This is a genomic window from Campylobacter sp. RM16192, from assembly GCF_004803855.2.
GTDB lineage: Bacteria > Campylobacterota > Campylobacteria > Campylobacterales > Campylobacteraceae > Campylobacter_A.
This window is the reverse complement of record NZ_CP012552.1, coordinates 1,189,167-1,208,290: the sequence shown is the minus strand read 5'-3', so window position 1 is coordinate 1,208,290 and position 19,124 is coordinate 1,189,167. Positions and strand designations below refer to the sequence as shown.

Sequence of the window (19,124 nt, the reverse complement as noted above, 5' to 3'; positions counted from 1 at the left end):
ATTTTATTTCTTAAATTTATTTAGCTATTGTAACCATAGCAGGGCGTAATACTCTGCCATTTATCATATAGCCTTTTTGTATAACTTGCACTATCGCACCACTATCATGCCCATCGCTTTCTACTTGAAGCATTGCATTATGTACATTCGGATTAAATTCGCAATCTGTGCTAATTGCGGTTATCCCGTTTTTCTCGAAAGATTTTCTAAACTGATCTATTGTTATATTTATTCCATCTTTTATCTTTTGCGCAAATTCATCTCCTTCCGGATCAAAATTTACAGCCATCTCCAACGCATCAATTACAGGCAAGAGATCTCTGGCAAATTTCTCATTAGCGTAATTTGCTAGGTCTATTTTCTCTTTTTCAAAGCGTTTTTTTATATTTTCAAAATCTGCATTGGCCCTGTAATACTTATCTGTTAGCTCATCAATCTGTTTTTGTAGTTCAAGATTTTTTAAGCTATCGCCGCCGAAGCTAATACTCTCGTCGCTTCCTTCGGCAGGTATTAGATCTTCCGCTTTTATCTCTTCATTCATGCTACATCCTTTATTTGGTTAAAAAATTTCTCATAATCGGCATAAACACTGCCCGCGCATATCATCTTAGCTTCTTTATCAAGATAATTAACTTTGCATTTTATACCCATAAAACTTTCTTCAAAAAGTGGAGAAAATGTCAAATTTGAAGCCATCAGATGTTCAAAGCTAGGATCTAACATCATCCTAAATCTCTCGTCTTTAAACATATTAAAAGCTACACCCTCATTCTCCTGAAAGTAAATTTTAGTTCTCTTCAACTCCTTTATCTTATTTCTAAACTCATTTAAACCAACTTGCATAGAGATCTGCTCAAGCTTGTTTAGACTTGCTCCAATCAGATTGTTTAAAAATTTTTCAACTCTTGGATCAAATTTTAAGACAATCTCATCATGGCTAAAATTTAAAATCAAAAATTTGTCGTTTACTCTCAAAATTTCTTCTAAATTTTGCTCTCTATCGCCGTAAATCATGCAATAAATTTCCATGCTGTCAACAAGCATCTTCAAAAATCTATCATTGTGTATAGAAATTTCATCTTCGAAATTTAAGTGACTTTGCCAGTAGGCATTCATTGTCGATGTCGTAGGAATTCTGCCACCACTTATGTGAAATTGTGTTATTGCACCTTCGTCAGATAGCTTTTTAAAATATACTCTGATCGTAGAAGCAGGAATTGACACCGACATACGAGAACCAAGCTCACTAGAACCTATCGGAGAGTTATCGCTCAAATAGGCTTGAATGATAGATTCAAGTATTAAATCTCTTTTGCTTATTTTCATTATATTAGCACTCTTTTATTTTAATTGCTAAGTGCATTATACAACATTGAGTGTATAAATGTCAAGTGATAAAATTAAAGAAAATTACTTAGATAATCTTAGTCTAATAGACTAAGCTATATTTTTGTGATTTTAATACAAATTTTACATAAATATATACGTAATTACGTATAAAATAATTTATTAAAAGTATAAATACTGCTATTTAAATTATATTTTATCTATATTAATACTATTTAAACAATATTTTATGTATATTTAATAATAAATATCGTATAATTATTAAATGGTAGAGATAAGCGATATTTTTAATTTATTGCATAATGCTGTTGAATCAAAAAATATGGGCAAGAAGATTTCTCAAGCTCAGATGGCTAAAAATCTTGGAATATCCATGAGAACATATCAAGATTGGAGACTTGGAGTATCTAAACCTCAAGCTGCTATTGCAGTATGTCAACTTTTATGTGAGCTTGATGATGAAGATTTGCTATATACGATAAAAAAGATAAAAAAACTTATAGGAAGAACTGATGGATAGATTAACACAAAAAGAGCGAGCAGCGCTTGAAGATGTTTTTACAGCTATTTATGCAGATAGAGAGTCTAAAATTAGTAGTTTTTATAGAGTTTTTTATAAAAAGATAATCCTAAATACTAAAAATTTTACTTCTAAGATAAATTATAAAGTTTTTAAATTTAAAAATATAAGTTTAAAAAGAAAGTAGTTTTAGGAAAAAATAAAGAGCCCTATTTAAAAGGGCTCGTGATTACTTATCTCTTAGATTTAGCTCAGCTATTAGTTTTGAGTATGCTGTATAATCTTTTTCTTTAAGATATTTTAAAAGACGTTTTCTGCGACCTACTAATTTAAGTAAGCCAAGGCGTGAGGAGAAGTCTTTTTTGTAAATTTTTAAGTGCTCTGTAAGCTCTGCAACTCTTGCAGTAAGAAGAGCTATTTGAACCTCAGGTGAACCTGTATCGTTCTCTTTTCTAGCGAATTTCGCAACAATTTCTGCTTTTTTAGCCGAATCCAAAGCCATTATGACCTCCTGATTGGTGAAATTAAAAACCCGATTATATCATAAAATTTAAAAATTTAATCAAAATTACTCAAATTTTAATTTTAATCAAATTTGCAGATAAAATTTTATAAAATATCAAGAAAACTGCATAAGGAGAACTTTTTGCTTTTTACAAAAGCCAGTGAATACGCTATGCTATCACTTATATATATATCACAAAAGAGCTCTCCCGTGGATGTCGATACGATGTCGAGTGAGCTTGGAATTTCAAAGAGCTTTTTAGCAAAAATTTTACAAAGTCTTGCAAGAGAAGGTATTTTGATCTCGTTTAAGGGCGCAAACGGAGGATTTTTATTGGCTGATGTGCCTGAAAATATCAGTATAAAAAAGATTATTGAGAGTGCCGAAAAGAGAAAGACGGCAGTGTTTGAATGCTCTATATCTCATGATGATTGCCCTACTAATAAGGGCGCTATATGTCAAATTTGGTCTACTTTTAATGCCTTACAGATTCAGCTTGACGATTTTTTAGATACTATAAAACTATCAGATATTATTAAGAAGTAGTATTGGCTAAACAAAAGCGTAATATTTTAACACTGGTGGCACCTTTTTTAGAGCCTATTATCAGATTAAGAGGCTTGGCTATAGTAGCGGTTATAGTTGCTATACTTGCTATTATAATAGTACCTTTGCCACCGGCTATTCTTGACTTTTTTCTTGCGCTTTCAATATCAATTTCAGTACTAATCATATTAATTTCGGTTTATATACCAAAGCCTACAGATTTGAGCACTTTTCCTACGCTAATACTTATAATAACTCTTTTTAGATTGTCTCTTAATATAGCTACTACTCGTATGATTTTAAGTGAGGGACACAATGGTCCGGATGCAGTAAGTGAGATAATATCGAGCTTTGGACAGTTTGTTGTAGGCGGAAACTATGTAATCGGAGTAATTGTATTTTGCATCTTGGTTATTATAAATTTTATGGTTGTAACTAAGGGATCAACCCGTGTTTCAGAGGTTCAAGCCCGCTTTACTCTTGATGCGATGCCTGGTAAGCAAATGGCGATAGATGCCGATTTAAACGCAGGATTGATTGATGAAAAAACTGCACGAGAGCGCCGTGAAGCCATTATAGCGGAAGCAAATTTTTACGGTGCGATGGACGGTTCGTCTAAATTTATAAAAGGCGACGCGGTAGCTGGTATTATTATTACTATTATAAATATAGTCGGCGGATTTTTGATAGGCTCATTTCAGCATGGACTTGATATGACTAGTGCAGCTCAGATGTATACGATTTTAACCATAGGAGATGGGTTGGTTAGTCAAATCCCAGGCCTTATTACCTCTACTGCAACCGCTATAATCATTACAAGAGCGAGCAAGGATGAGGAGAATTTCGCAGAAGGTGTGCTAACTCAGCTTCTAAGCGAGTATAAAACCCTTTTGATAGTAGGATTTATATTGTTTGTTTTTGCTTTAGTGCCTGGACTTCCTACTCTTTCTCTCGGATTTATGGGTCTTTTGTTCTTAGGAATTGGCTATATAATGAAAGAGACAAAAGAGGGTAAGCTTTTTGTAACCGAGGCTAAAAAAGCCGAAGAGCAAGCTCAAAATGAAGCAAAGGTTCAAGCGCAAAAAGTCCCTAAAAAAAGTGATGAAGAGATAGCTAGAGAAGAAGAGGCTAAGATAAATGATATCTTGAAGCTTGAAATTTTGGAGCTTGATCTTGGGTATGGATTATTAAAACTAGCAGATAATGATCTGATAGAGAGAATTAGAGCGATGAGAAGAAATATCGCTACCCAGCTTGGATTTTTGATGCCAAAGATTAGAATTCGCGATAATCTACAGCTTCCGCCAAATGAGTATAGATTTAAGCTAAAGGGTGTTGTTATAGGGCAGGGTGAAATTTATGCAGATAAATTTCTTGCCATGGACAGTGGGCTTGTAAGCGATAGTATACAAGGAATCGCCACCAAAGAGCCTGCGTTTGGTCTTGATGCCTTGTGGATAGATTCAAATGTAAAAGAAGATGCAATACTAAGTGGGTATACCATAGTTGATCCTGCAAGCGTGATTTCAACCCATATGAGCGAGCTTATAAAGCAAAATGCAGCTGAGCTTTTAACTCGTCAAGAGGTTCAAAATCTACTTGATAAGCTTAAAAAAGATTATCCTATAATAGTTGAAGATACCTTAAGGATCGCGCCGATAGGACTCGTTCAAAAGGTTTTAAGAACGCTTTTAAAAGACAGCATCCCTATCAAGGATATGCTAAGTATCCTAGAAGCGCTTAGCGATATTGCCGAAGTTAGTAAAAATATGGATATGATAATAGAGCATGTTCGTGCAAGCCTTTCACGCGTTATTACATCTTTATATGTTGATGAAAATGGACAGCTGAGATTTTATATCCTTGAGACGGCTGCCCAGCAAAAGCTTCTTGACGCCGTGCAGTATAAAGATGGCGTATATCATCTGATGATAAATGTGGCTCAAACTTCTGCTATAGTGCAGGCTCTTCGTGAAGCAAGAACTAAGCGTCCTATATCGGAATATGGGGCTATGGTGCTTTGTGTAGAGCCTAGTCTTAGAAAATTTATAGCTGATATATGCACAAATTTTGGTATCGATATCGTGGTATTAAGCTTTGCTGAAGTATCCGCAAACACGCCTTTTGAAACTGTCGGTACTATTGAAATTGAAAATTTATAAAGGAATAATATGCAAATTTACCACTTGTCGCACACGGATTTAGATGGATATGGTGCGCAAACAATAACAAATCACTATTTTAAAGATATAAAATTTTATAACTCAAATTACGGCAAAGAGATAGATGAAAAATTTAACGAAATTTTATCAAATTTGGGCGATGAAAAGTCCTTAATATTAATAACGGATCTAAATTTAACCCTTGCTCAATGTGAAGAGTTTGAAAAGTCTTTAGAAAGTAAAAACGCCAAACTTATTCTGCTTGATCATCACCAAAGCGGAGCCGAATGCGCTAGCAAATTTGACTGGTATTTTCTGGATAGCTCAAGATGTGCCACTAAGATAACTCATGATTTTTTCTCTGCTATTTATGGAGTAGATGAGAGACTTAAAAAATTTAGCGATGTAGTAAATGCCGTTGATATTTGGCTAAAAGATGATGAAAATTTTGAGATGGGTAAGGTTTGCCTAGGTCTTATAGCAAACGCGAAAGAGATTAATAAGGTGATGTTTGAAGAGCAAAGCACTCAATATATGTTTTATCTGATTCAAAGAGCACGGGAGTTTTTTAATCATAAAAACGACTATATCGGGCTTGATGAGGCTGTTTTTAAATTTAAAAAAGATTTTTTTAGAAATCAAAAAGATAATACATTAAGTAACCTTATCTCTGATTATGTTGTAGATTTGCTCACTAAAAATAGAGATAGATTTGAGATAAAATATAATGAGTTTAAGGGGATTTTGACTTATAATATCGGAAATACATCCGTCATCGGAAATGATTTTTTAGTAGCAAACGATGATATTGATTTTTTTATAGATGTTACCAGTAAAAAAACGCTTAGCTTTCGTGCCAATGGCAGAGTTGATGTAAGTCAGATGGCTAAGAATTTAGTTGGCGGTGGCGGGCATGTAAATGCTAGTGGAGGTATGTTCGCTGGCTTTAAAGATAGTTTTAGTTATGACAATATTAAGGCTCAGATAGTAGATCTGATAACTAAAAAAACTTTAGAAAAAGAACAAAAGGAGATAAGATGATGAGAGAGGAAGATTTAAGCATAGAAGAGCTAAGTTACGAGCTTTCTGTGATGCTTGAAGGCATGCTTTATTACGCGGGAGTTAAAAAGGATAAGCTTCAAGATGCAGCGGAAACTTACATAGATAGCATAGAAGAGGCTCTTGATGGAAGCGATGCGGAGGGTGTTGATGAAGTAATAGAAGTAATAGAATATATGAAGAAAAAACACTCTAAATTTTTTAAATAACGTCTGAAAATATGATAAAATCAGGACTATGAAACAAATTTTACTTTTGATAATAATGATGTTTTTATTTGGTGGATGTCTTTTTGTCAATGAGCGTGGAATATCTACTAATTATTATAATGACTGCAAAGAGTATTATGATGCTACCGGCACTTACCGTAAAGATTGTCCGAAAAATATAATTGACTGGTCTAAATAAATGGTAGATTTACAAAGCGTTAGAGTTGCCAAATTTAAGGAGCTTGAAGGCAAAATTTATGCACCGCTTTTAAAAGAAATTTCAGATATTGCGCCTTGTGAAAGCATTGTAAAATTTACAGATACTGTTGAAATAGATACGAATTTAAACCGTGAAGAACAAGAAAAAACTCTGCAAACAGCCTTAAATTTACGCTCTTGGCGCAAAGGGCCTTTTAGAATAGACGAGACATTTATCGATGCAGAGTGGAGAAGCTTTATTAAGTTTAATATATTAAAACCGCATCTTAATTTAGAGGGTAAAGTTGTTGGCGATATAGGCTGTAATAATGGGTATTATCTATTTAAAATGTTGCCTTTCGGAGCTAAAAAGCTAGTGGGCTTTGATCCTGGTATCATGACATTTTTGCAGTTTAAATTTATTAATCACTTTGTGCGTTCTAATATATTTTATGAATTGCTTGGAGTTGAGCATTTGCCGTATTATGAGCATAAATTTGATACTTTGTTTTGTCTTGGTGTAATTTATCATAGAAGCGATCCTGTTAAGATGCTAAAAGATCTTAAAGTGTCTCTAAATTATGGCGGAGAGTTGTTTTTAGATACGATGTATTTAGATATGGATGGAGATTTTGCGCTTACTCCAAAGCAGACATATTCTAAAATTTCAAATATATATTTCGTTCCTACGATTAGTGCGCTCATAAACTGGTGCGAGCGTGCAAAATTTAAGGATATTGAAATTTTAGCCACTAAAGAGACTGACTTTAATGAGCAGAGAAAAACAGAGTGGATACTAGGGCAAAGTCTTGAAAATTTTCTTGATCCAAACAATCCACAATTAACCGTGGAGGGCTATCCTGCGCCAAGGCGTGTCTATTTGAAACTAAAAATTTGAGGGATTATATGAGCGATAATATTTTTGATGATAGTGTGCAAGAGAGTGTAATTTTACCGGAGGATGAAAATCCGTTTCGCAATGAACTCAAAACCTCTCCGCATATTAATTTAAATTTTAGTGGCACTGTAGTGGCTCTTGGGCCAAATCACGCTAAGACCAATTTTTTCGCAACTAGCGAGATGGTGTGTGATGCACAGGGGCTTATACATGGAGGATTTGTTTTTTCTGCTGCTAGCTATGCCGCCCTTGCATCTATAAATGAGACACACAGTGTAATAATAGGGGCTAAAATTCACTTTTATGCACCTACTATGATTAATGAGATGATCGAATTTGAGGCGCATGCGCACTTTGGAGAGAGTAAAAAAAGAGAAGTTAGAGTAGTTGGAAAAACTAAAGATATAAAGGTTTTTGAAGGAACTTTTCAAGTTGTTGTTTTGGAGGATCATATATTAAAAATTTACAAAGAAAATGTACAAAAGCAAGCTGCAGTAAGACGTGCCGAAGAGAGAGCCAAAGAATCTGGCATGAAAAATTAATATTGATATTTTATATAAATATTAATTTTTTGCTTGGTTTATAATTTAGCCAACCAATACCCCATCAATCATATCAATCCAATAGCCCATATTCTTTTGTTCGTTTTTTAGAGTAGTTTTCTCACCATGGCCAGGGTATAATATAAAATCTCCATCTATTTTCATACATCTTTCAAGACTTAACTTCATACTATGTTTTTCTGAAAAAGGAAAATCATATCTTCCTATTGAATCCATAAATAAAAAATCGCCACTAAAGATCACATCATCTACTTTTATCATACAAGTTCCCGGGGTGTGTCCTGGAAAGTGTAAAAAAGTAACATCAAAGTCCCCTAATTTAAAATGCACATCTTCAAATTTTGCTCCACCTATACCTACGGCATCATCTACAGTTTTGTATCCATACCTAAAAACGTCATTTTCTAACATAAATTTATCTTCTTTGTGAATGAAAACATCAATATTAAAAAATTTTTTTAAGCCAAAATTTGAAAAAATATGATCAAAATGGCCGTGAGTGTTAAGAATCGCAACAGGGTTAGCTGCATTTTTAATAACAAATTCATATGCTGATTCACCAGGGTCTATAATAAGGTCAATTCCGTTTTTTGACACTATATAGCAGTTTGTTTGATATTTACCACAAGTGTTACATATTATTTTCATATAGTTCTCTTTAAGAAAAATTATGACCCATATTTTATAATTTTTAACCTTAAAAGAAATTTTTCTTCAAAATTTAGTATAATGTTAATTGAAAAATTAAAGTTAAAGTGTTTAAAAAATAAAAATGGTCGCGGATTATAGCAGAATTATTCTTAAATTACAAGACTTTTTAAATAATTATTTAAAAATAAGTGGAGCAAGTAACTTTTTGGTAGGTGTCAGCGGAGGGCTTGACTCGGCTGCTGTATTAACTATTTGTGCATTATCAAAACCAATCAATACTTATGCTCTTATCATGCCAACTAAATTTTCAAATAAAAAAAATCTAGATGACGCTTTAAAACTTTGTAAAAAGCTTGATGTAAGATATAAAATAATAGATATAGAACCGATACTTCAGAGCTTCAAAAATCAAATTTCAGATGATTTGTCAAAGATGAGAATCGGAAATTTAGCAGCAAGAGTTAGGATGTGCCTCCTTTATGATTATTCCGCTAGTATTAATGCGCTAGTAATAGGTACCAGTAATAAAAGTGAGCGAATGCTTGGATATGGGACGATATATGGAGATATGGCATATGCTCTTAATCCTATTGGTGAGCTTTTTAAGACTGAAATTTTTGAATTGGCTAAATTTTTAAATATAGATGATAGTATAATAAATAAAGCTCCTTCTGCTGATCTTTGGGAAAATCAAAGCGACGAAGCTGACATAGGGTATAGTTATAATCAGATTGATATGGTATTAAAAGAGATATGTTTAAATAAAAATAAGGAAGATTTGCGTAAAATTTTTGATGAACAGCTAGTTGATACTGTATTTTCTAGAATGAGAGCAAACGAATTTAAACTTAAAATGCCGCCAATTGCGGACTTGAATATTAACTAAGGAGTTATATATGGAGGAGATTACTTTTTATAAGCCGTCAATAGATGAACATGAAATAGAAGCTATTAAAGAAGCATTAAGAGATAGTGGTGTTTCTATAGTTAAAAAACTTGAAGATAAGATAAAAAACTATTTTAATATTAAACATGCTATTGCTACAAACAACTCAGCCGCCGCTCATCACCTTGCTCTGTGTTCTATAGATTTAAAAAGGGGCGATAAAGTAATATGCTCTGTAAACTCCATACCAAGTGTCGCTCAGGCTGTTAGACATTTTGATGCCGAACCTATATTTGTAGATATTAACGAAGATGATTTTAATATAAATCCAAATTCTTTAAGAGAGGTATTAAAAGTCCATAACCATAAAAAACTAAAAGGAATCTTTGTAAACCATGTGGCGGGTCAAGCGTCTGATATGGATGAGATATATAAGATTGCCGAAGAGTATGATGTGAAAGTTTTTGATGATGTAGGGAAGGGGGCAGGGTTAAAGTATAATGATCAAAAAATAGGCTCTATAGAAAAATCTACAATATCTTGCTTTTGCGTTTATTCTAGATTATCAAATCCTATAGGAACTGCTGGATTTTTATTAACAAACGATGACGATATAGCTAGCCGCGCCAGACTTCTTAGAAACCATGCTATAGTAAACGGTATAGACAAGGATGGAAACTTAGGATATATATATGATGTTGTGGATATCGGCGTAAAATATGATTTAACGGGGCTTTGTGCCGCATATTCTATGGCTCAACTTGAAAAAAACGATAAATTTATAAAAAGACGCCAAGAAATAGCCGCAATATACGATAAAGAATTGGCCGACTGCCCTCACATCAAGACACCTATTAAAAAGCGAGATCATGTATATGTACAATATATAATAAAGGTTGATAAAAATCGCGACAGTTTCGCTAAAGAGATGCTAGAAAATGGCATTCATACCGCACTACACTATGTACCTATACATCTTTTGAGTTATTACAAAAATAAATACGGACTTAAAGTCAACGCTTATCCAAACGCCTTGAAATCTTATCAGCAGATACTCTCTCTGCCTATTTATAATGCATTAAAGGATGAAGAGGTTTATAGGGTTTGCGAGACTATAAGAGAGATAGCTAAACACCGTGTTTAAACGGTATCTGTATAGCTTTGCAGAGCGGTATTTTTATCGTCCAAATTTAGTTCAAAAGATTTTATCGATACTACTTTTGCCGATTAGTTGTCTATATTTTTTAATTATCTTTCTAAAATTTAAGCTATCGTCAAAAATAAATTTTGATATTCCTATTATTAGTGTAGGAAATTTAACTCTCGGAGGAAGTGGCAAAACACCTCTTGGTATAGCTATTGCCAATGAATTTGAAGGCGGATTTATAATTTTGCGCGGATATAAACGATCTTCAAAAGGACTTGTTAAAATTTGCATAAACGGTGAAATTTTAACAGATGTAAAAACAAGTGGCGATGAGGCTATGGAGTATTCAAAAAGTGTTCAAAATGCAAATGTAATAGTAAGTGAAAATCGTGATGAGGCTATAAAACTAGCCAAACAAATGGGCGCAAGATACATACTGCTTGATGATGGATTTTCTAAATTTTATATTAAAAAATTTGATATTTTGCTACGTCCTAAGATTGAGCCTTTTTTTAAATTTACTATTCCAAGCGGAGCCTATAGATATCCTCCAAGCTTTTATAAATTTGCTGATTTTATCGCTATTGAAGGCAGAGATTTTATCCGTCAAAGTGAAATTTTAAACTCTACAGAAAGAATGGTTTTGGTTACTGCTATAGCAAATCCTATGAGGCTTAAGCCATTTTTAAATCATTGCGTAGGGCATGAATTTTTCCCTGATCACCATAGTTTTAGCAAGATAGAACTTGAGAAAATTTTAAATAATTATAATGCAAACTCTCTTCTTGTGACCAAAAAAGATCTCGTTAAAATTGAGGACTTTAATCTTCCTTTATCAGTCATTAATCTCAAAGTCACCCTCTCTAAAGAGCTAAAAGATATTATAAAAACTTGCTTATAAGCAAGTTTTGCTATAATCCATCTAAAAAAGGATGTTTATGCAAAAAAGTATTAAAACAGCCGAGATAATCGTATCCGCACTTCCTTATATACAAAAATTTAGAGATAAAATTTTTGTCATTAAATATGGTGGCGCAGCTCAGATAGATGAAAATTTAAAAAACGACTTCGCAAGAGATGTTGTATTGTTAAGTCTTGTTGGTATAAAGGTCGTTATAGTGCATGGTGGTGGCAAAAAAATAAACTCTATCCTTGATAAGCTTGAGATAAAAAGCGAATTTGTTGATGGGCTTAGAGTAACTGATGAAGATGCCATGGAAGTCGTTGAAATGGTTTTAAGTGGGCTTATAAACAAAGAGATCACGGCACTTTTGAATAAGCACGGGGCAAAGGCTATCGGCATAAGTGGCAAAGATGCCAGCATGCTAAAGGCTAAAAAGCTTGATGATGGCAAATATGGCTTTGTCGGAGATATAACTGATGTCAAAGAAGATGTAATAACTAAGCTTTTAAGTGATAATTTTATCCCCGTGATAGCACCTATTGCGACTGACGATAACGCGAATAGTTACAATATAAACGCCGATCTTTGCGCAAGTGCAGTTGCTTCTAAGCTAAAAGCAGAAAAAATCATGTTTTTAACCGACACCAAAGGAATTTTAGATTCAGACAAAAATCTTATAAGCAAGCTCAGTGAAAATAGCATAAATGAGTTAAAAAGTTCAGGCGTCATAAGTGGAGGTATGATACCAAAGGTCGATGCTGCGCTAGAATGCGTAAAAAGCGGAGTTAAAAATGCCCACATAATTGATGGAAGGCTTCCTCACTCGATACTTTTAGAGCTATTTACAGATGAAGGCATAGGAACGATGATAAGATGAAATTTGTTCTAACTTCAACAAGTGATAAAAAGAGTGCAAAAAAGCTCGTTAAAAAACTAATAAAGCCTAAAATTGCGGCCTGTGTGAGTCTATTTAAGGCAAATAGCATATATTTTTGGAACAGTAAAATTTGTGATGAAAAAGAAAGAATCCTGCTAATAAAAACTGCTGTTAAATTTAAAAAAATAGCTAAATTTATAAAAGCTAATCATAACTATGAATTTCCTGAAATTGTAGCGTTTGATGCTGACAATGCATTCAAAAAATATAAAATTTGGATAGAAAAATCAACGAGAGGAAAGAGATGAAACTATATCAAACTAGAGCAAATAATAACGAAAATTTAAATTCAGTCGATTTTAGCGATGCTTTATTAAATCCAAGCTCGGCTTATGGCGGACTTTATGCGCCTATTGAGCTACCTAAACTGGATCAAAAATTTTTTAGTCAAGCTTGTGAGCTTAGTTATGAGCAAATAGCCCTTGAGATTATTAAAAAATTTGGTTTTGACCTTGATATTTGTGTGTTTGAAAGAGCTGTAAAGAGATATCAAAAATTTGATAAGGCGAATGAGCCTGTTGAGGTTAAAAAAATCGGAGAAAATTTATATATAAACGAGCTTTATCATGGACCTACACGCGCTTTTAAGGATATGGCTCTTCAGCCTTTTGGTCTTATTTTAAGCGAGCTGGCTAAGAGTAGAAGTGAAAACTATCTGATAATGTGTGCTACGAGTGGAGATACCGGTCCTGCAACGCTTGAAACTTTTAGTGATATGGATAATATTAAAGTGGTTTGTCTGTATCCAAAAGATGGAACCAGTGAAGTTCAAAGACTTCAGATGGTAAATTCGGCTGCAAAAAATCTAAAAGTAATAGGCATAAACGGTAATTTTGATGACGCTCAAAGAGCTCTAAAAACGCTTCTTGCAAGTCAAAATTTCAAAAACGAGCTTAAAAAATCAAATATCTCTTTAAGTGCTGCAAATTCAGTAAATTTTGGAAGAATTTTATTTCAGATTATCTACCACATTTACGCTTATGTGTATCTTTTAAAAACTAATGCGCTTAAGGATAGCGACAGCTTTGATATTATCGTTCCAAGTGGAAATTTTGGTAATGCACTAGGAGCTTACTATGCTAAAAAGATGGGTGCTAAAATTGATAAAATTAAGATAGTCTCAAACGCTAATAATATCTTAACAGAGTTTTTTACTGGTGGTGTTTATGATCTTCGAGGCAAAAGTCTCATTAAGACAATAAGCCCTGCTATGGATATTTTGATCTCCTCAAACGTTGAGCGCTTGCTTTTTGATAAATTTGGAGCAGTTAGAACAAAAGAGCTTATGCAAAATTTAGCTCAAAACGGATTTTATGAGCTAAAAGATAGTGAATTAAGCGCTTTGAAAGAGGATTTTGAAGCTGATTTTTGCAGTGATGAGACGTGTGAAAAATTTATAAAAGAGCAGACTCAAAAAGGAATCATTATAGATCCTCACACGGCGACTTGTTTCAAGATGAGTTTGAATTTAACCAGACCGACAGTGATAACTTCGACTGCTCATTGGGTTAAATTTGCACCAAGTATGTTTAAAGCTTGCAAAAATAAAGAACTAGATGATGAAAAAGAGGGGCTTGAAATCCTAGCAAATGAATTTAAGGATCTCGTTCCAGACTCTATAAAATCGTTATTTGTAAGTAAATCTACCCATAATGACATTGTAAATCAAGACGAAATAGAGAGTAAAATTTTAGACTGGATAAGAAAATGATAGTGATACCTGCCCGCCTTGCTTCTACTAGATTTCATAATAAAATTTTATGTGATATCGGTGGCGTACCGATGTTTGTGGCCACGGCAAAAAGAGTTCAAAATATTGATGAGGTAGTAATCGCAGTAGATGATGAAAGTGTGTTAAAGATAGCAAAAGATTATGGGTTTAAGGCGGTTATGACAAGCAAAGATCATCAAAGCGGAACAGACCGCATAAACGAGGCGGTTAAAATTTTAAAGCTTAGTGAAGATGAAATCATCATAAACGTTCAAGCTGACGAGCCTTTTATAGAGCCTGAAAATATCGCTAAATTTAAGAAATTTTGCCAAGAAAATAGCCAAAAAGCTTTTATGTTTTCGTGCTACAAGACGGTAAACGATGAAAATGCGGATGATAAAAATTTGGTTAAAGTTGTAACCGATAAAGACTGCTTTGCGCTGTATTTTTCTCGCTCAAGAATACCGTTTAACCGCTCGGAGTGCAAAACATATAAAGCTCATCTTGGAATTTATGGATATAGTGTTAAGGCTCTTGATGAGTTTTGCTTATTTGAAACTTCATTTTTGGAGATTGTAGAAAAGCTTGAGCAGCTAAGAGCCCTTGAAAATGGTAAAAAGATAGCCATGCTTGAGATCGAGAGCGAAAGTATAGGTATTGACTGCGAGGATGATTTAAAAAGGGCCTTGGATAAATTTTGCAAATAGCCTTTGGTGTTGATCTGAATTAACGATTTTTATTATGAAATTTGCTAAATTTTTCAAAAGGATCGTTAATGACAAATGAAAAATTTATAGAGCAGGTGAGCACCTTGGCTAAATTTTTAAAGACTCACTGCAATGATAAACACTTAGACGAAGCTAAAAAAGAGATAGGTATAGACCTGTTTTATAAGGGCGAAAATTTAAATTTCATGGTTAGCACAACGCTTTGCAAGGAGTGCGAAGAGCTCTTTAGATACACTCATCAAAGACTGCTTGAGTGTTCGCACGAGATCAAGCCAAGCTGTAGAAAATGCCCACATCCGTGTTACGAGAGGGATAGATGGAAGCAGATGGCTAAAATCATGCGGTATAGCGGAATTAAATTGGGATTGATTAAAATAAAAAATTTACTAAAATTTTGATTTGAAAATATTTTTACTGCCTAAATGTGTTTTTGAAATCTTGGTTACCCCGAGAGAAACCAAAGCATAATTTACGGCTGTTTATTTTTATTTATACTACTTTTCTAAAAAGCCATAAATACGTTACTTTAACAAAATATTAGTTTATGTTAATTTACAACTATGTATAATTATTGATAATTTTATTGTGCTACTTATTGTGCTACTTTTAGGAGTATTACTATGAAAATCAATAATTTAACTGCAACTCAAGTTAAAAAATTAAGCTACAACGGGAATGGTAAGTTCACGGCGCATTCGGTGGATAGTTCTTGCAAGCTTTATTTGTTTTGTTATCCAAGCGGCGCCAAAACATTTAAATTTAGAAAAAACAACTCTGGATATATAACAATCGATATTTACTCTCATACAACTTTGGCTGAAGCAAGAGAAAAAGCCATAGAGCTTTATAAGCAAGAATTAAAAGGGGAGCTGGATGCGCCTAAATCACAACACAAGATAAGCGAGATATTTTTTAAATGGCTAGATATTAAAATGCCTCCGCTTAAAGAGGAGGATAAAAATTACAAAAAATACATTGAGCGACGTAGAAAAATGCTCAACAAAACTACTAAATGGATATTGCGACCCTTTGGCGATAAGCCTATTTCTGAGCTTACCAAACAGGATATTATAAAACAGACTACGCAAAAAGAGCGGATGAACTACCCAACCGCTTCAAAAGTAATACCTATTTTTAGAGACTTACTGAAGTATTCAAGGGCTCAAGGGTATATTAAAGAGTATAGTTTTATTCTTGAAATTATAGACGATATGGATGCGCTCTATCCAAGAGCTAAGACGTGTCATAGGAAAGCCCCTAATGACAAAGAACGCCTAAGGCAAATCATGCAAGAGGTCAAAAAATCACAAATAAAGCCAATGATAAAAAATTTATTTTTTCTAAGTCTAATTATGGGGCAGCGACCGCACCAATTTAGAGAGCTTGAATGGAGCAGGGTAGATTTAAAAAATGGATTTTTGTTTTTTGGAGAAGATGATAATAAAACAGGATTAGACAACGTAAGAATACCTTTACCAAAGCAGGCAATCGAAATTTTAAAAACCCAAAGGAGCATTTGTGAGCCAAAAAGCGATCTTGTCTTCCAATCTAATACATTTAGCAAAAAGAGTGGCTGGCAAATTTCGTCTAATACATTAATGAAAAATATTAAAAACTTGGGTATAAACGACTTGCATGCTCACGGCTTTAGAAGTATATTATCAACATTTGCAATAAGGGCATCTGAAATAAAAAATGGAGTAAGTTGTGGTAAATTTGAAAAAAGAATAATTGATGAAGTTACGCTACATACAAAAGGTAGCGATGTAGATAGGGCATATTTTAGAGATTTCAATACAGCTGAACATTTGAGATTGTTGCAGTGGTGGGCGGATTATTTAGATGAGCTTGAAAAAATAGAAGCCTACAAGGAGTGTTAAGCCCCTTGTAGTTTTTCTGTGTCTTCCTTTAGCCATGCCAGTGGGTATCTTATGCGCCCATTAATTGTGATGTAGCGCGGTGTAAATTCCCATTTGCCAGCATTCTTTTTCATTCTCATTTTTGCTAGAATATTGCTCTTAGGGCTAAATCCTAAAAACTCTAAAGCTTCTTTTTCGGTTAAATTTCTATCATTCATAACACCTCCTTTAACTGCTCGGCATATTCTTTAGCTTCCGTAAGAGATACGGAGTTAATTATGTTCTCACATAGCCCTTTTGCTGTTTTAGCTTGTATTTTCGCTTGCTCGATAAATTCCTCAAGGGTTAAATTCTCACTACCCCAAATAAGCCCTAGTTTAGAATTGGTGCGGACTACGGCTTTGCGCTTAGGCAGTCTTGCGCTTTCTTTGGGGCGAGGGTAGTCGGTTTTCCATTGCCCGCCTTTTAAAACCATACTATCTTTATATAAAGTTGTTTGCTCGCCATAGCTTAAACCTCTCGGGTATCGTTTCATCGCTCGCCTTTTAGTGCTTTGTCGAGCTTTAGGTTTAAAAGCTCTAATGACTTAGTAAATATTTCCGAATTTTGTAGTTTTTCTATACCAATATCGGCGGCTTCTACCCCAACAATCGCGTAAATAGTGTTAGGTCGCGGGATAAGAACCGCTAAAGTTACCAAAAATATTCCAACTATTGATGCTTTCTCAAGCATCGGGACATAGGCGACTTGCTTTTCATTAAGAGGTATTTCAGAGCACATTACATGGAGCAGCCCTCCAGCTATTGTCAAAATAGCTCCAACCATTCCAATTATTTCAGCCTTTGCCGACAAATCAGAGAGTATAAGCATAAAAATTATCCAATTCATTTTAATTCCTCCAATAATTCAGGGTTTTCATAGATATTACCGATGACTTCAGTAACACAGTCGCATAAATGATATACGCCAAAGTCAAACTCGATGACATAAGCTCCTACTCGCTCGTCGAACAATACTTTGCCCGCAGTGCCGCGCATTCCTCCTATCACGATGTCACCCTCGTAAATTTCAACTCCGTTTTTGTCTTTTAAGCCGGTGTATTGCATAAGCTCTATTTTGTCAAAGGGAATGTAAAGAATATTACTTTCTTCCTCATCCCACGACATAATCTCTTCTTCTACAATATCTAAAGACATAACCTCAAAAATCTTATTATCAGTTTTTCTAATAGCTCTAAATTTAATCTCTCTCATCGCCAATCCTTATACTAATTTTGGCTGCTCGGAATCATCAGATTTAATGATTTTTCCTTTTTCATCAACCTTGCTGCCTTTTAAGTCGTTCGCATCCATAACCCGATTTAATATGTCATCAGGAGTTAGTAGCGACCCCATTTCGTGAAGCTTCTTAGCCATTGCGCCCGTAGCAAAGACAATCAGATCAGCAAGACCGTCTAAAATGTCTTGGTCGGTAGGCTTTTGTTTTCTTATATTCTTGTAAATACTGCCTGCTCTCCAGTGAAAGCTATCTGCTATAAGCCAATTTGTTGCCATACGCCTAGCATAACCTTTAACGTCGCCCTTAAACCCTAAGAGTTCATAAAGCTCCTCTAAAATAAAAGCACTTTCTCTCTCTGAATTGTAGCCTTGCTCTAGCAGTCCTCTTTCTCTATTCCATTCTACTATACGTTGTGTTGATGTCATTATTGTTCCTTTGGTAATCTAAAGCCTAAAGCGTAAAGTGGCGCTAGGGTTTTTTGTTGTGATAAAGTCATCACTGCCTGCGCCTGTTCTGTTGCGTATCTGTAATCTAGCTTGCGCCAATCGCCGTCTATGGTTTGATATTCCCAATACCAAAGGCAATCATCTACTCTTATTAATTCTTTTTCCAAGTTGTCTTCATCCATTATTACAACAGCGTTTTTATCAGTAGTTTTTATGCCTGTAAGTATGTATATTGCCTCATCTTGTTCGTATGGTTTTTTATTTGCCTTTATAACAGGTGTTTCGACAGATGTAATAACTAGTATTTTTGGATTAGATATGCCTGCTTCACGTCGGTATACAAAACTAACCCCCTCTGGATGTCTTTTTTTGCGTTTTGGCTTAATCCTGTAGTCGTAATCATCCCAATGCCACATACCAGTGTGAAGCACAAACCAGTCTTCACTTCCTTTGCGCGCATATTGTATCTCCTCGCCTCTCTCAAAGGCTTCCATTACTTCTATCATTTCTCTAGTTGTCATTTTTTGTCCTTGTGTTTTAAAAAGTAGGGCAGTGCCAAAAGACACTGCA

Annotated in this window: 29 protein-coding genes; 18 read left to right on the top strand and 11 right to left on the bottom strand. The window is 34.3% G+C overall.

Annotated elements, in window-relative coordinates:
- Window positions 1–16: 16 nt before the first annotated feature.
- Both grpE and CDOMC_RS06405 read right to left on the bottom strand, forming a co-directional pair.
- Entirely contained in the window at window positions 17–541 is a 525-nt protein-coding gene (gene grpE, locus CDOMC_RS06410; protein ID WP_172128832.1) for a nucleotide exchange factor GrpE, read from the bottom strand.
- Window positions 538–1,329 (bottom strand): HrcA family transcriptional regulator, encoded by a 792-nt coding sequence (locus tag CDOMC_RS06405; RefSeq protein ID WP_236861374.1) that lies wholly within the window; start codon window positions 1,327–1,329, stop codon window positions 538–540. The genes grpE and CDOMC_RS06405 overlap by 4 nt, the downstream gene beginning before the upstream one ends.
- A gap of 283 nt (window positions 1,330–1,612) precedes the next feature.
- On the opposite strand from CDOMC_RS06405, the gene CDOMC_RS06400 reads away from it, so the two are divergent.
- Window positions 1,613–1,867 carry an XRE family transcriptional regulator gene (locus CDOMC_RS06400; protein ID WP_169974929.1) on the top strand — a complete coding sequence of 85 codons (255 nt, stop codon included), beginning with the start codon at window positions 1,613–1,615 and terminating at the stop codon, window positions 1,865–1,867.
- On the top strand, window positions 1,860–2,054 hold the full coding sequence (locus CDOMC_RS06395; protein WP_169974931.1) for a hypothetical protein: 195 nt from the start codon (window positions 1,860–1,862) through the stop codon (window positions 2,052–2,054). Before CDOMC_RS06400 ends, CDOMC_RS06395 begins: the two co-directional genes overlap by 8 nt.
- Window positions 2,055–2,096: 42 nt before the next feature.
- Here CDOMC_RS06395 and rpsO read toward each other — a convergent pair whose 3' ends face one another.
- Window positions 2,097–2,369, bottom strand: a complete 273-nt coding sequence (gene rpsO / locus CDOMC_RS06390) for a 30S ribosomal protein S15 (protein WP_170018426.1) — start codon at window positions 2,367–2,369, stop codon at window positions 2,097–2,099.
- 144 nt (window positions 2,370–2,513) lie between these two features.
- Here rpsO and CDOMC_RS06385 point away from each other — a divergent pair, with 144 nt between their 5' ends.
- A complete protein-coding gene (locus CDOMC_RS06385) occupies window positions 2,514–2,918 on the top strand; it encodes an RrF2 family transcriptional regulator (protein WP_172128830.1) in 405 nt (134 codons plus the stop codon).
- Here CDOMC_RS06385 and CDOMC_RS10195 read toward each other — a convergent pair.
- Window positions 2,908–3,105, bottom strand: coding sequence for a hypothetical protein (locus tag CDOMC_RS10195; protein WP_236861385.1), 198 nt, complete (start codon window positions 3,103–3,105; stop codon window positions 2,908–2,910). The genes CDOMC_RS06385 and CDOMC_RS10195 overlap by 11 nt on opposite strands.
- On the opposite strand from CDOMC_RS10195, the gene flhA reads away from it, so the two are divergent.
- The 6 genes from flhA to CDOMC_RS06355 are packed head-to-tail and all read left to right on the top strand — an operon-like array spanning window position 3,011 to window position 7,986.
- A complete protein-coding gene (gene flhA / locus CDOMC_RS06380; RefSeq protein WP_236861373.1) occupies window positions 3,011–5,080 on the top strand; it encodes a flagellar biosynthesis protein FlhA in 2,070 nt (689 codons plus the stop codon). The genes CDOMC_RS10195 and flhA overlap by 95 nt on opposite strands.
- A gap of 9 nt (window positions 5,081–5,089) precedes the next feature.
- Window positions 5,090–6,121 carry a DHH family phosphoesterase gene (locus CDOMC_RS06375; RefSeq protein ID WP_172128828.1) on the top strand — a complete coding sequence of 344 codons (1,032 nt, stop codon included), beginning with the start codon at window positions 5,090–5,092 and terminating at the stop codon, window positions 6,119–6,121.
- A complete protein-coding gene (locus tag CDOMC_RS06370) occupies window positions 6,121–6,348 on the top strand; it encodes a hypothetical protein (protein WP_172129664.1) in 228 nt (75 codons plus the stop codon). Before CDOMC_RS06375 ends, CDOMC_RS06370 begins: the two co-directional genes overlap by 1 nt.
- Window positions 6,349–6,376: 28 nt before the next feature.
- Window positions 6,377–6,547, top strand: coding sequence for a hypothetical protein (locus tag CDOMC_RS06365; protein ID WP_172128827.1), 171 nt, complete (start codon window positions 6,377–6,379; stop codon window positions 6,545–6,547).
- Window positions 6,548–7,444, top strand: coding sequence for a tRNA 5-methoxyuridine(34)/uridine 5-oxyacetic acid(34) synthase CmoB (cmoB, locus tag CDOMC_RS06360; RefSeq protein WP_172128826.1), 897 nt, complete (start codon window positions 6,548–6,550; stop codon window positions 7,442–7,444).
- A gap of 8 nt (window positions 7,445–7,452) precedes the next feature.
- Window positions 7,453–7,986 (top strand): PaaI family thioesterase, encoded by a 534-nt coding sequence (locus CDOMC_RS06355; protein WP_172128825.1) that lies wholly within the window; start codon window positions 7,453–7,455, stop codon window positions 7,984–7,986.
- Between the two features lie 45 nt (window positions 7,987–8,031).
- Here CDOMC_RS06355 and CDOMC_RS06350 read toward each other — a convergent pair whose 3' ends face one another.
- On the bottom strand, window positions 8,032–8,604 hold the full coding sequence (locus tag CDOMC_RS06350; RefSeq protein WP_442861605.1) for an MBL fold metallo-hydrolase: 573 nt from the start codon (window positions 8,602–8,604) through the stop codon (window positions 8,032–8,034).
- Window positions 8,605–8,779: 175 nt separating this feature from the next.
- On the opposite strand from CDOMC_RS06350, the gene CDOMC_RS06345 reads away from it, so the two are divergent.
- The 9 genes from CDOMC_RS06345 to CDOMC_RS06305 all read left to right on the top strand — a co-directional run bounded on the left by CDOMC_RS06345 (window position 8,780) and on the right by CDOMC_RS06305 (window position 16,851).
- Window positions 8,780–9,544 carry an NAD+ synthase gene (locus CDOMC_RS06345; protein ID WP_172128823.1) on the top strand — a complete coding sequence of 255 codons (765 nt, stop codon included), beginning with the start codon at window positions 8,780–8,782 and terminating at the stop codon, window positions 9,542–9,544.
- A gap of 10 nt (window positions 9,545–9,554) precedes the next feature.
- Window positions 9,555–10,688 carry a DegT/DnrJ/EryC1/StrS family aminotransferase gene (locus tag CDOMC_RS06340; RefSeq protein ID WP_172128822.1) on the top strand — a complete coding sequence of 378 codons (1,134 nt, stop codon included), beginning with the start codon at window positions 9,555–9,557 and terminating at the stop codon, window positions 10,686–10,688.
- Window positions 10,681–11,592, top strand: a complete 912-nt coding sequence (locus CDOMC_RS06335; protein ID WP_172128821.1) for a tetraacyldisaccharide 4'-kinase — start codon at window positions 10,681–10,683, stop codon at window positions 11,590–11,592. The genes CDOMC_RS06340 and CDOMC_RS06335 overlap by 8 nt, the downstream gene beginning before the upstream one ends.
- Before the next feature lie 37 nt (window positions 11,593–11,629).
- Window positions 11,630–12,472, top strand: coding sequence for an acetylglutamate kinase (argB, locus tag CDOMC_RS06330; protein WP_172128820.1), 843 nt, complete (start codon window positions 11,630–11,632; stop codon window positions 12,470–12,472).
- The gene (cutA, locus tag CDOMC_RS06325; protein ID WP_172128819.1) at window positions 12,469–12,780 is read left to right on the top strand and encodes a divalent cation tolerance protein CutA; all 312 of its coding nucleotides are present in this window, start codon (window positions 12,469–12,471) and stop codon (window positions 12,778–12,780) included. The genes argB and cutA overlap by 4 nt, the downstream gene beginning before the upstream one ends.
- Entirely contained in the window at window positions 12,777–14,243 is a 1,467-nt protein-coding gene (gene thrC / locus CDOMC_RS06320) for a threonine synthase (protein ID WP_172128818.1), read from the top strand. Before cutA ends, thrC begins: the two co-directional genes overlap by 4 nt.
- Window positions 14,240–14,950, top strand: a complete 711-nt coding sequence (gene kdsB, locus CDOMC_RS06315; RefSeq protein WP_172128817.1) for a 3-deoxy-manno-octulosonate cytidylyltransferase — start codon at window positions 14,240–14,242, stop codon at window positions 14,948–14,950. Before thrC ends, kdsB begins: the two co-directional genes overlap by 4 nt.
- Window positions 14,951–15,018: 68 nt before the next feature.
- Entirely contained in the window at window positions 15,019–15,369 is a 351-nt protein-coding gene (locus CDOMC_RS06310) for a nitrous oxide-stimulated promoter family protein (protein WP_172128816.1), read from the top strand.
- Between the two features lie 222 nt (window positions 15,370–15,591).
- The gene (locus CDOMC_RS06305) at window positions 15,592–16,851 is read left to right on the top strand and encodes a tyrosine-type recombinase/integrase (RefSeq protein WP_172128815.1); all 1,260 of its coding nucleotides are present in this window, start codon (window positions 15,592–15,594) and stop codon (window positions 16,849–16,851) included.
- Here the strand turns inward: CDOMC_RS06305 and CDOMC_RS06300 are convergent.
- The 6 genes from CDOMC_RS06300 to CDOMC_RS06275 are packed head-to-tail and all read right to left on the bottom strand — an operon-like array spanning window position 16,848 to window position 19,075.
- Entirely contained in the window at window positions 16,848–17,048 is a 201-nt protein-coding gene (locus tag CDOMC_RS06300; RefSeq protein WP_172128814.1) for a hypothetical protein, read from the bottom strand. The genes CDOMC_RS06305 and CDOMC_RS06300 overlap by 4 nt on opposite strands.
- Complete coding sequence (locus CDOMC_RS06295) at window positions 17,045–17,365, bottom strand: hypothetical protein (RefSeq protein WP_172128813.1); 321 nt, start codon at window positions 17,363–17,365, stop codon at window positions 17,045–17,047. Before CDOMC_RS06295 ends, CDOMC_RS06300 begins: the two co-directional genes overlap by 4 nt.
- Window positions 17,362–17,718 (bottom strand): hypothetical protein, encoded by a 357-nt coding sequence (locus CDOMC_RS06290; protein ID WP_172128812.1) that lies wholly within the window; start codon window positions 17,716–17,718, stop codon window positions 17,362–17,364. Before CDOMC_RS06290 ends, CDOMC_RS06295 begins: the two co-directional genes overlap by 4 nt.
- Window positions 17,715–18,083: a YopX family protein gene (locus CDOMC_RS06285; protein WP_172128811.1), complete on the bottom strand. Its 369-nt coding sequence runs from the start codon at window positions 18,081–18,083 to the stop codon at window positions 17,715–17,717. The genes CDOMC_RS06290 and CDOMC_RS06285 overlap by 4 nt, the downstream gene beginning before the upstream one ends.
- Window positions 18,084–18,092: 9 nt before the next feature.
- Complete coding sequence (locus tag CDOMC_RS06280) at window positions 18,093–18,533, bottom strand: hypothetical protein (protein WP_172128810.1); 441 nt, start codon at window positions 18,531–18,533, stop codon at window positions 18,093–18,095.
- The gene (locus CDOMC_RS06275) at window positions 18,533–19,075 is read right to left on the bottom strand and encodes a hypothetical protein (protein WP_172128809.1); all 543 of its coding nucleotides are present in this window, start codon (window positions 19,073–19,075) and stop codon (window positions 18,533–18,535) included. Before CDOMC_RS06275 ends, CDOMC_RS06280 begins: the two co-directional genes overlap by 1 nt.
- Window positions 19,076–19,124: the final 49 nt, after the last annotated feature.

Bases quoted from the DNA above. Each gene is read 5' to 3' on its own strand.
- CDOMC_RS06300 (WP_172128814.1), bottom strand. From the start codon at position 17,048: ATGAATGATAGAAATTTAACCGAAAAAGAAGCTTTAGAGTTTTTAGGA.
- CDOMC_RS06275 (WP_172128809.1), bottom strand. From the start codon at position 19,075: ATGACAACTAGAGAAATGATAGAAGTAATGGAAGCCTTTGAGAGAGGC.
- CDOMC_RS06305 (WP_172128815.1), top strand. From the start codon at position 15,592: ATGAAAATCAATAATTTAACTGCAACTCAAGTTAAAAAATTAAGCTAC.
- CDOMC_RS06290 (WP_172128812.1), bottom strand. From the start codon at position 17,718: ATGAATTGGATAATTTTTATGCTTATACTCTCTGATTTGTCGGCAAAG.
- cutA (WP_172128819.1), top strand. From the start codon at position 12,469: ATGAAATTTGTTCTAACTTCAACAAGTGATAAAAAGAGTGCAAAAAAG.
- grpE (WP_172128832.1), bottom strand. From the start codon at position 541: ATGAATGAAGAGATAAAAGCGGAAGATCTAATACCTGCCGAAGGAAGC.
- CDOMC_RS10195 (WP_236861385.1), bottom strand. From the start codon at position 3,105: ATGATTAGTACTGAAATTGATATTGAAAGCGCAAGAAAAAAGTCAAGA.
- argB (WP_172128820.1), top strand. From the start codon at position 11,630: ATGCAAAAAAGTATTAAAACAGCCGAGATAATCGTATCCGCACTTCCT.
- kdsB (WP_172128817.1), top strand. From the start codon at position 14,240: ATGATAGTGATACCTGCCCGCCTTGCTTCTACTAGATTTCATAATAAA.
- CDOMC_RS06365 (WP_172128827.1), top strand. From the start codon at position 6,377: ATGAAACAAATTTTACTTTTGATAATAATGATGTTTTTATTTGGTGGA.
- CDOMC_RS06370 (WP_172129664.1), top strand. From the start codon at position 6,121: ATGAGAGAGGAAGATTTAAGCATAGAAGAGCTAAGTTACGAGCTTTCT.
- CDOMC_RS06400 (WP_169974929.1), top strand. From the start codon at position 1,613: ATGGTAGAGATAAGCGATATTTTTAATTTATTGCATAATGCTGTTGAA.
- CDOMC_RS06345 (WP_172128823.1), top strand. From the start codon at position 8,780: ATGGTCGCGGATTATAGCAGAATTATTCTTAAATTACAAGACTTTTTA.
- CDOMC_RS06375 (WP_172128828.1), top strand. From the start codon at position 5,090: ATGCAAATTTACCACTTGTCGCACACGGATTTAGATGGATATGGTGCG.
- CDOMC_RS06355 (WP_172128825.1), top strand. From the start codon at position 7,453: ATGAGCGATAATATTTTTGATGATAGTGTGCAAGAGAGTGTAATTTTA.
- CDOMC_RS06280 (WP_172128810.1), bottom strand. From the start codon at position 18,533: ATGACATCAACACAACGTATAGTAGAATGGAATAGAGAAAGAGGACTG.
- rpsO (WP_170018426.1), bottom strand. From the start codon at position 2,369: ATGGCTTTGGATTCGGCTAAAAAAGCAGAAATTGTTGCGAAATTCGCT.
- CDOMC_RS06340 (WP_172128822.1), top strand. From the start codon at position 9,555: ATGGAGGAGATTACTTTTTATAAGCCGTCAATAGATGAACATGAAATA.
- CDOMC_RS06285 (WP_172128811.1), bottom strand. From the start codon at position 18,083: ATGAGAGAGATTAAATTTAGAGCTATTAGAAAAACTGATAATAAGATT.
- CDOMC_RS06295 (WP_172128813.1), bottom strand. From the start codon at position 17,365: ATGAAACGATACCCGAGAGGTTTAAGCTATGGCGAGCAAACAACTTTA.
- thrC (WP_172128818.1), top strand. From the start codon at position 12,777: ATGAAACTATATCAAACTAGAGCAAATAATAACGAAAATTTAAATTCA.
- CDOMC_RS06310 (WP_172128816.1), top strand. From the start codon at position 15,019: ATGACAAATGAAAAATTTATAGAGCAGGTGAGCACCTTGGCTAAATTT.
- cmoB (WP_172128826.1), top strand. From the start codon at position 6,548: ATGGTAGATTTACAAAGCGTTAGAGTTGCCAAATTTAAGGAGCTTGAA.
- CDOMC_RS06395 (WP_169974931.1), top strand. From the start codon at position 1,860: ATGGATAGATTAACACAAAAAGAGCGAGCAGCGCTTGAAGATGTTTTT.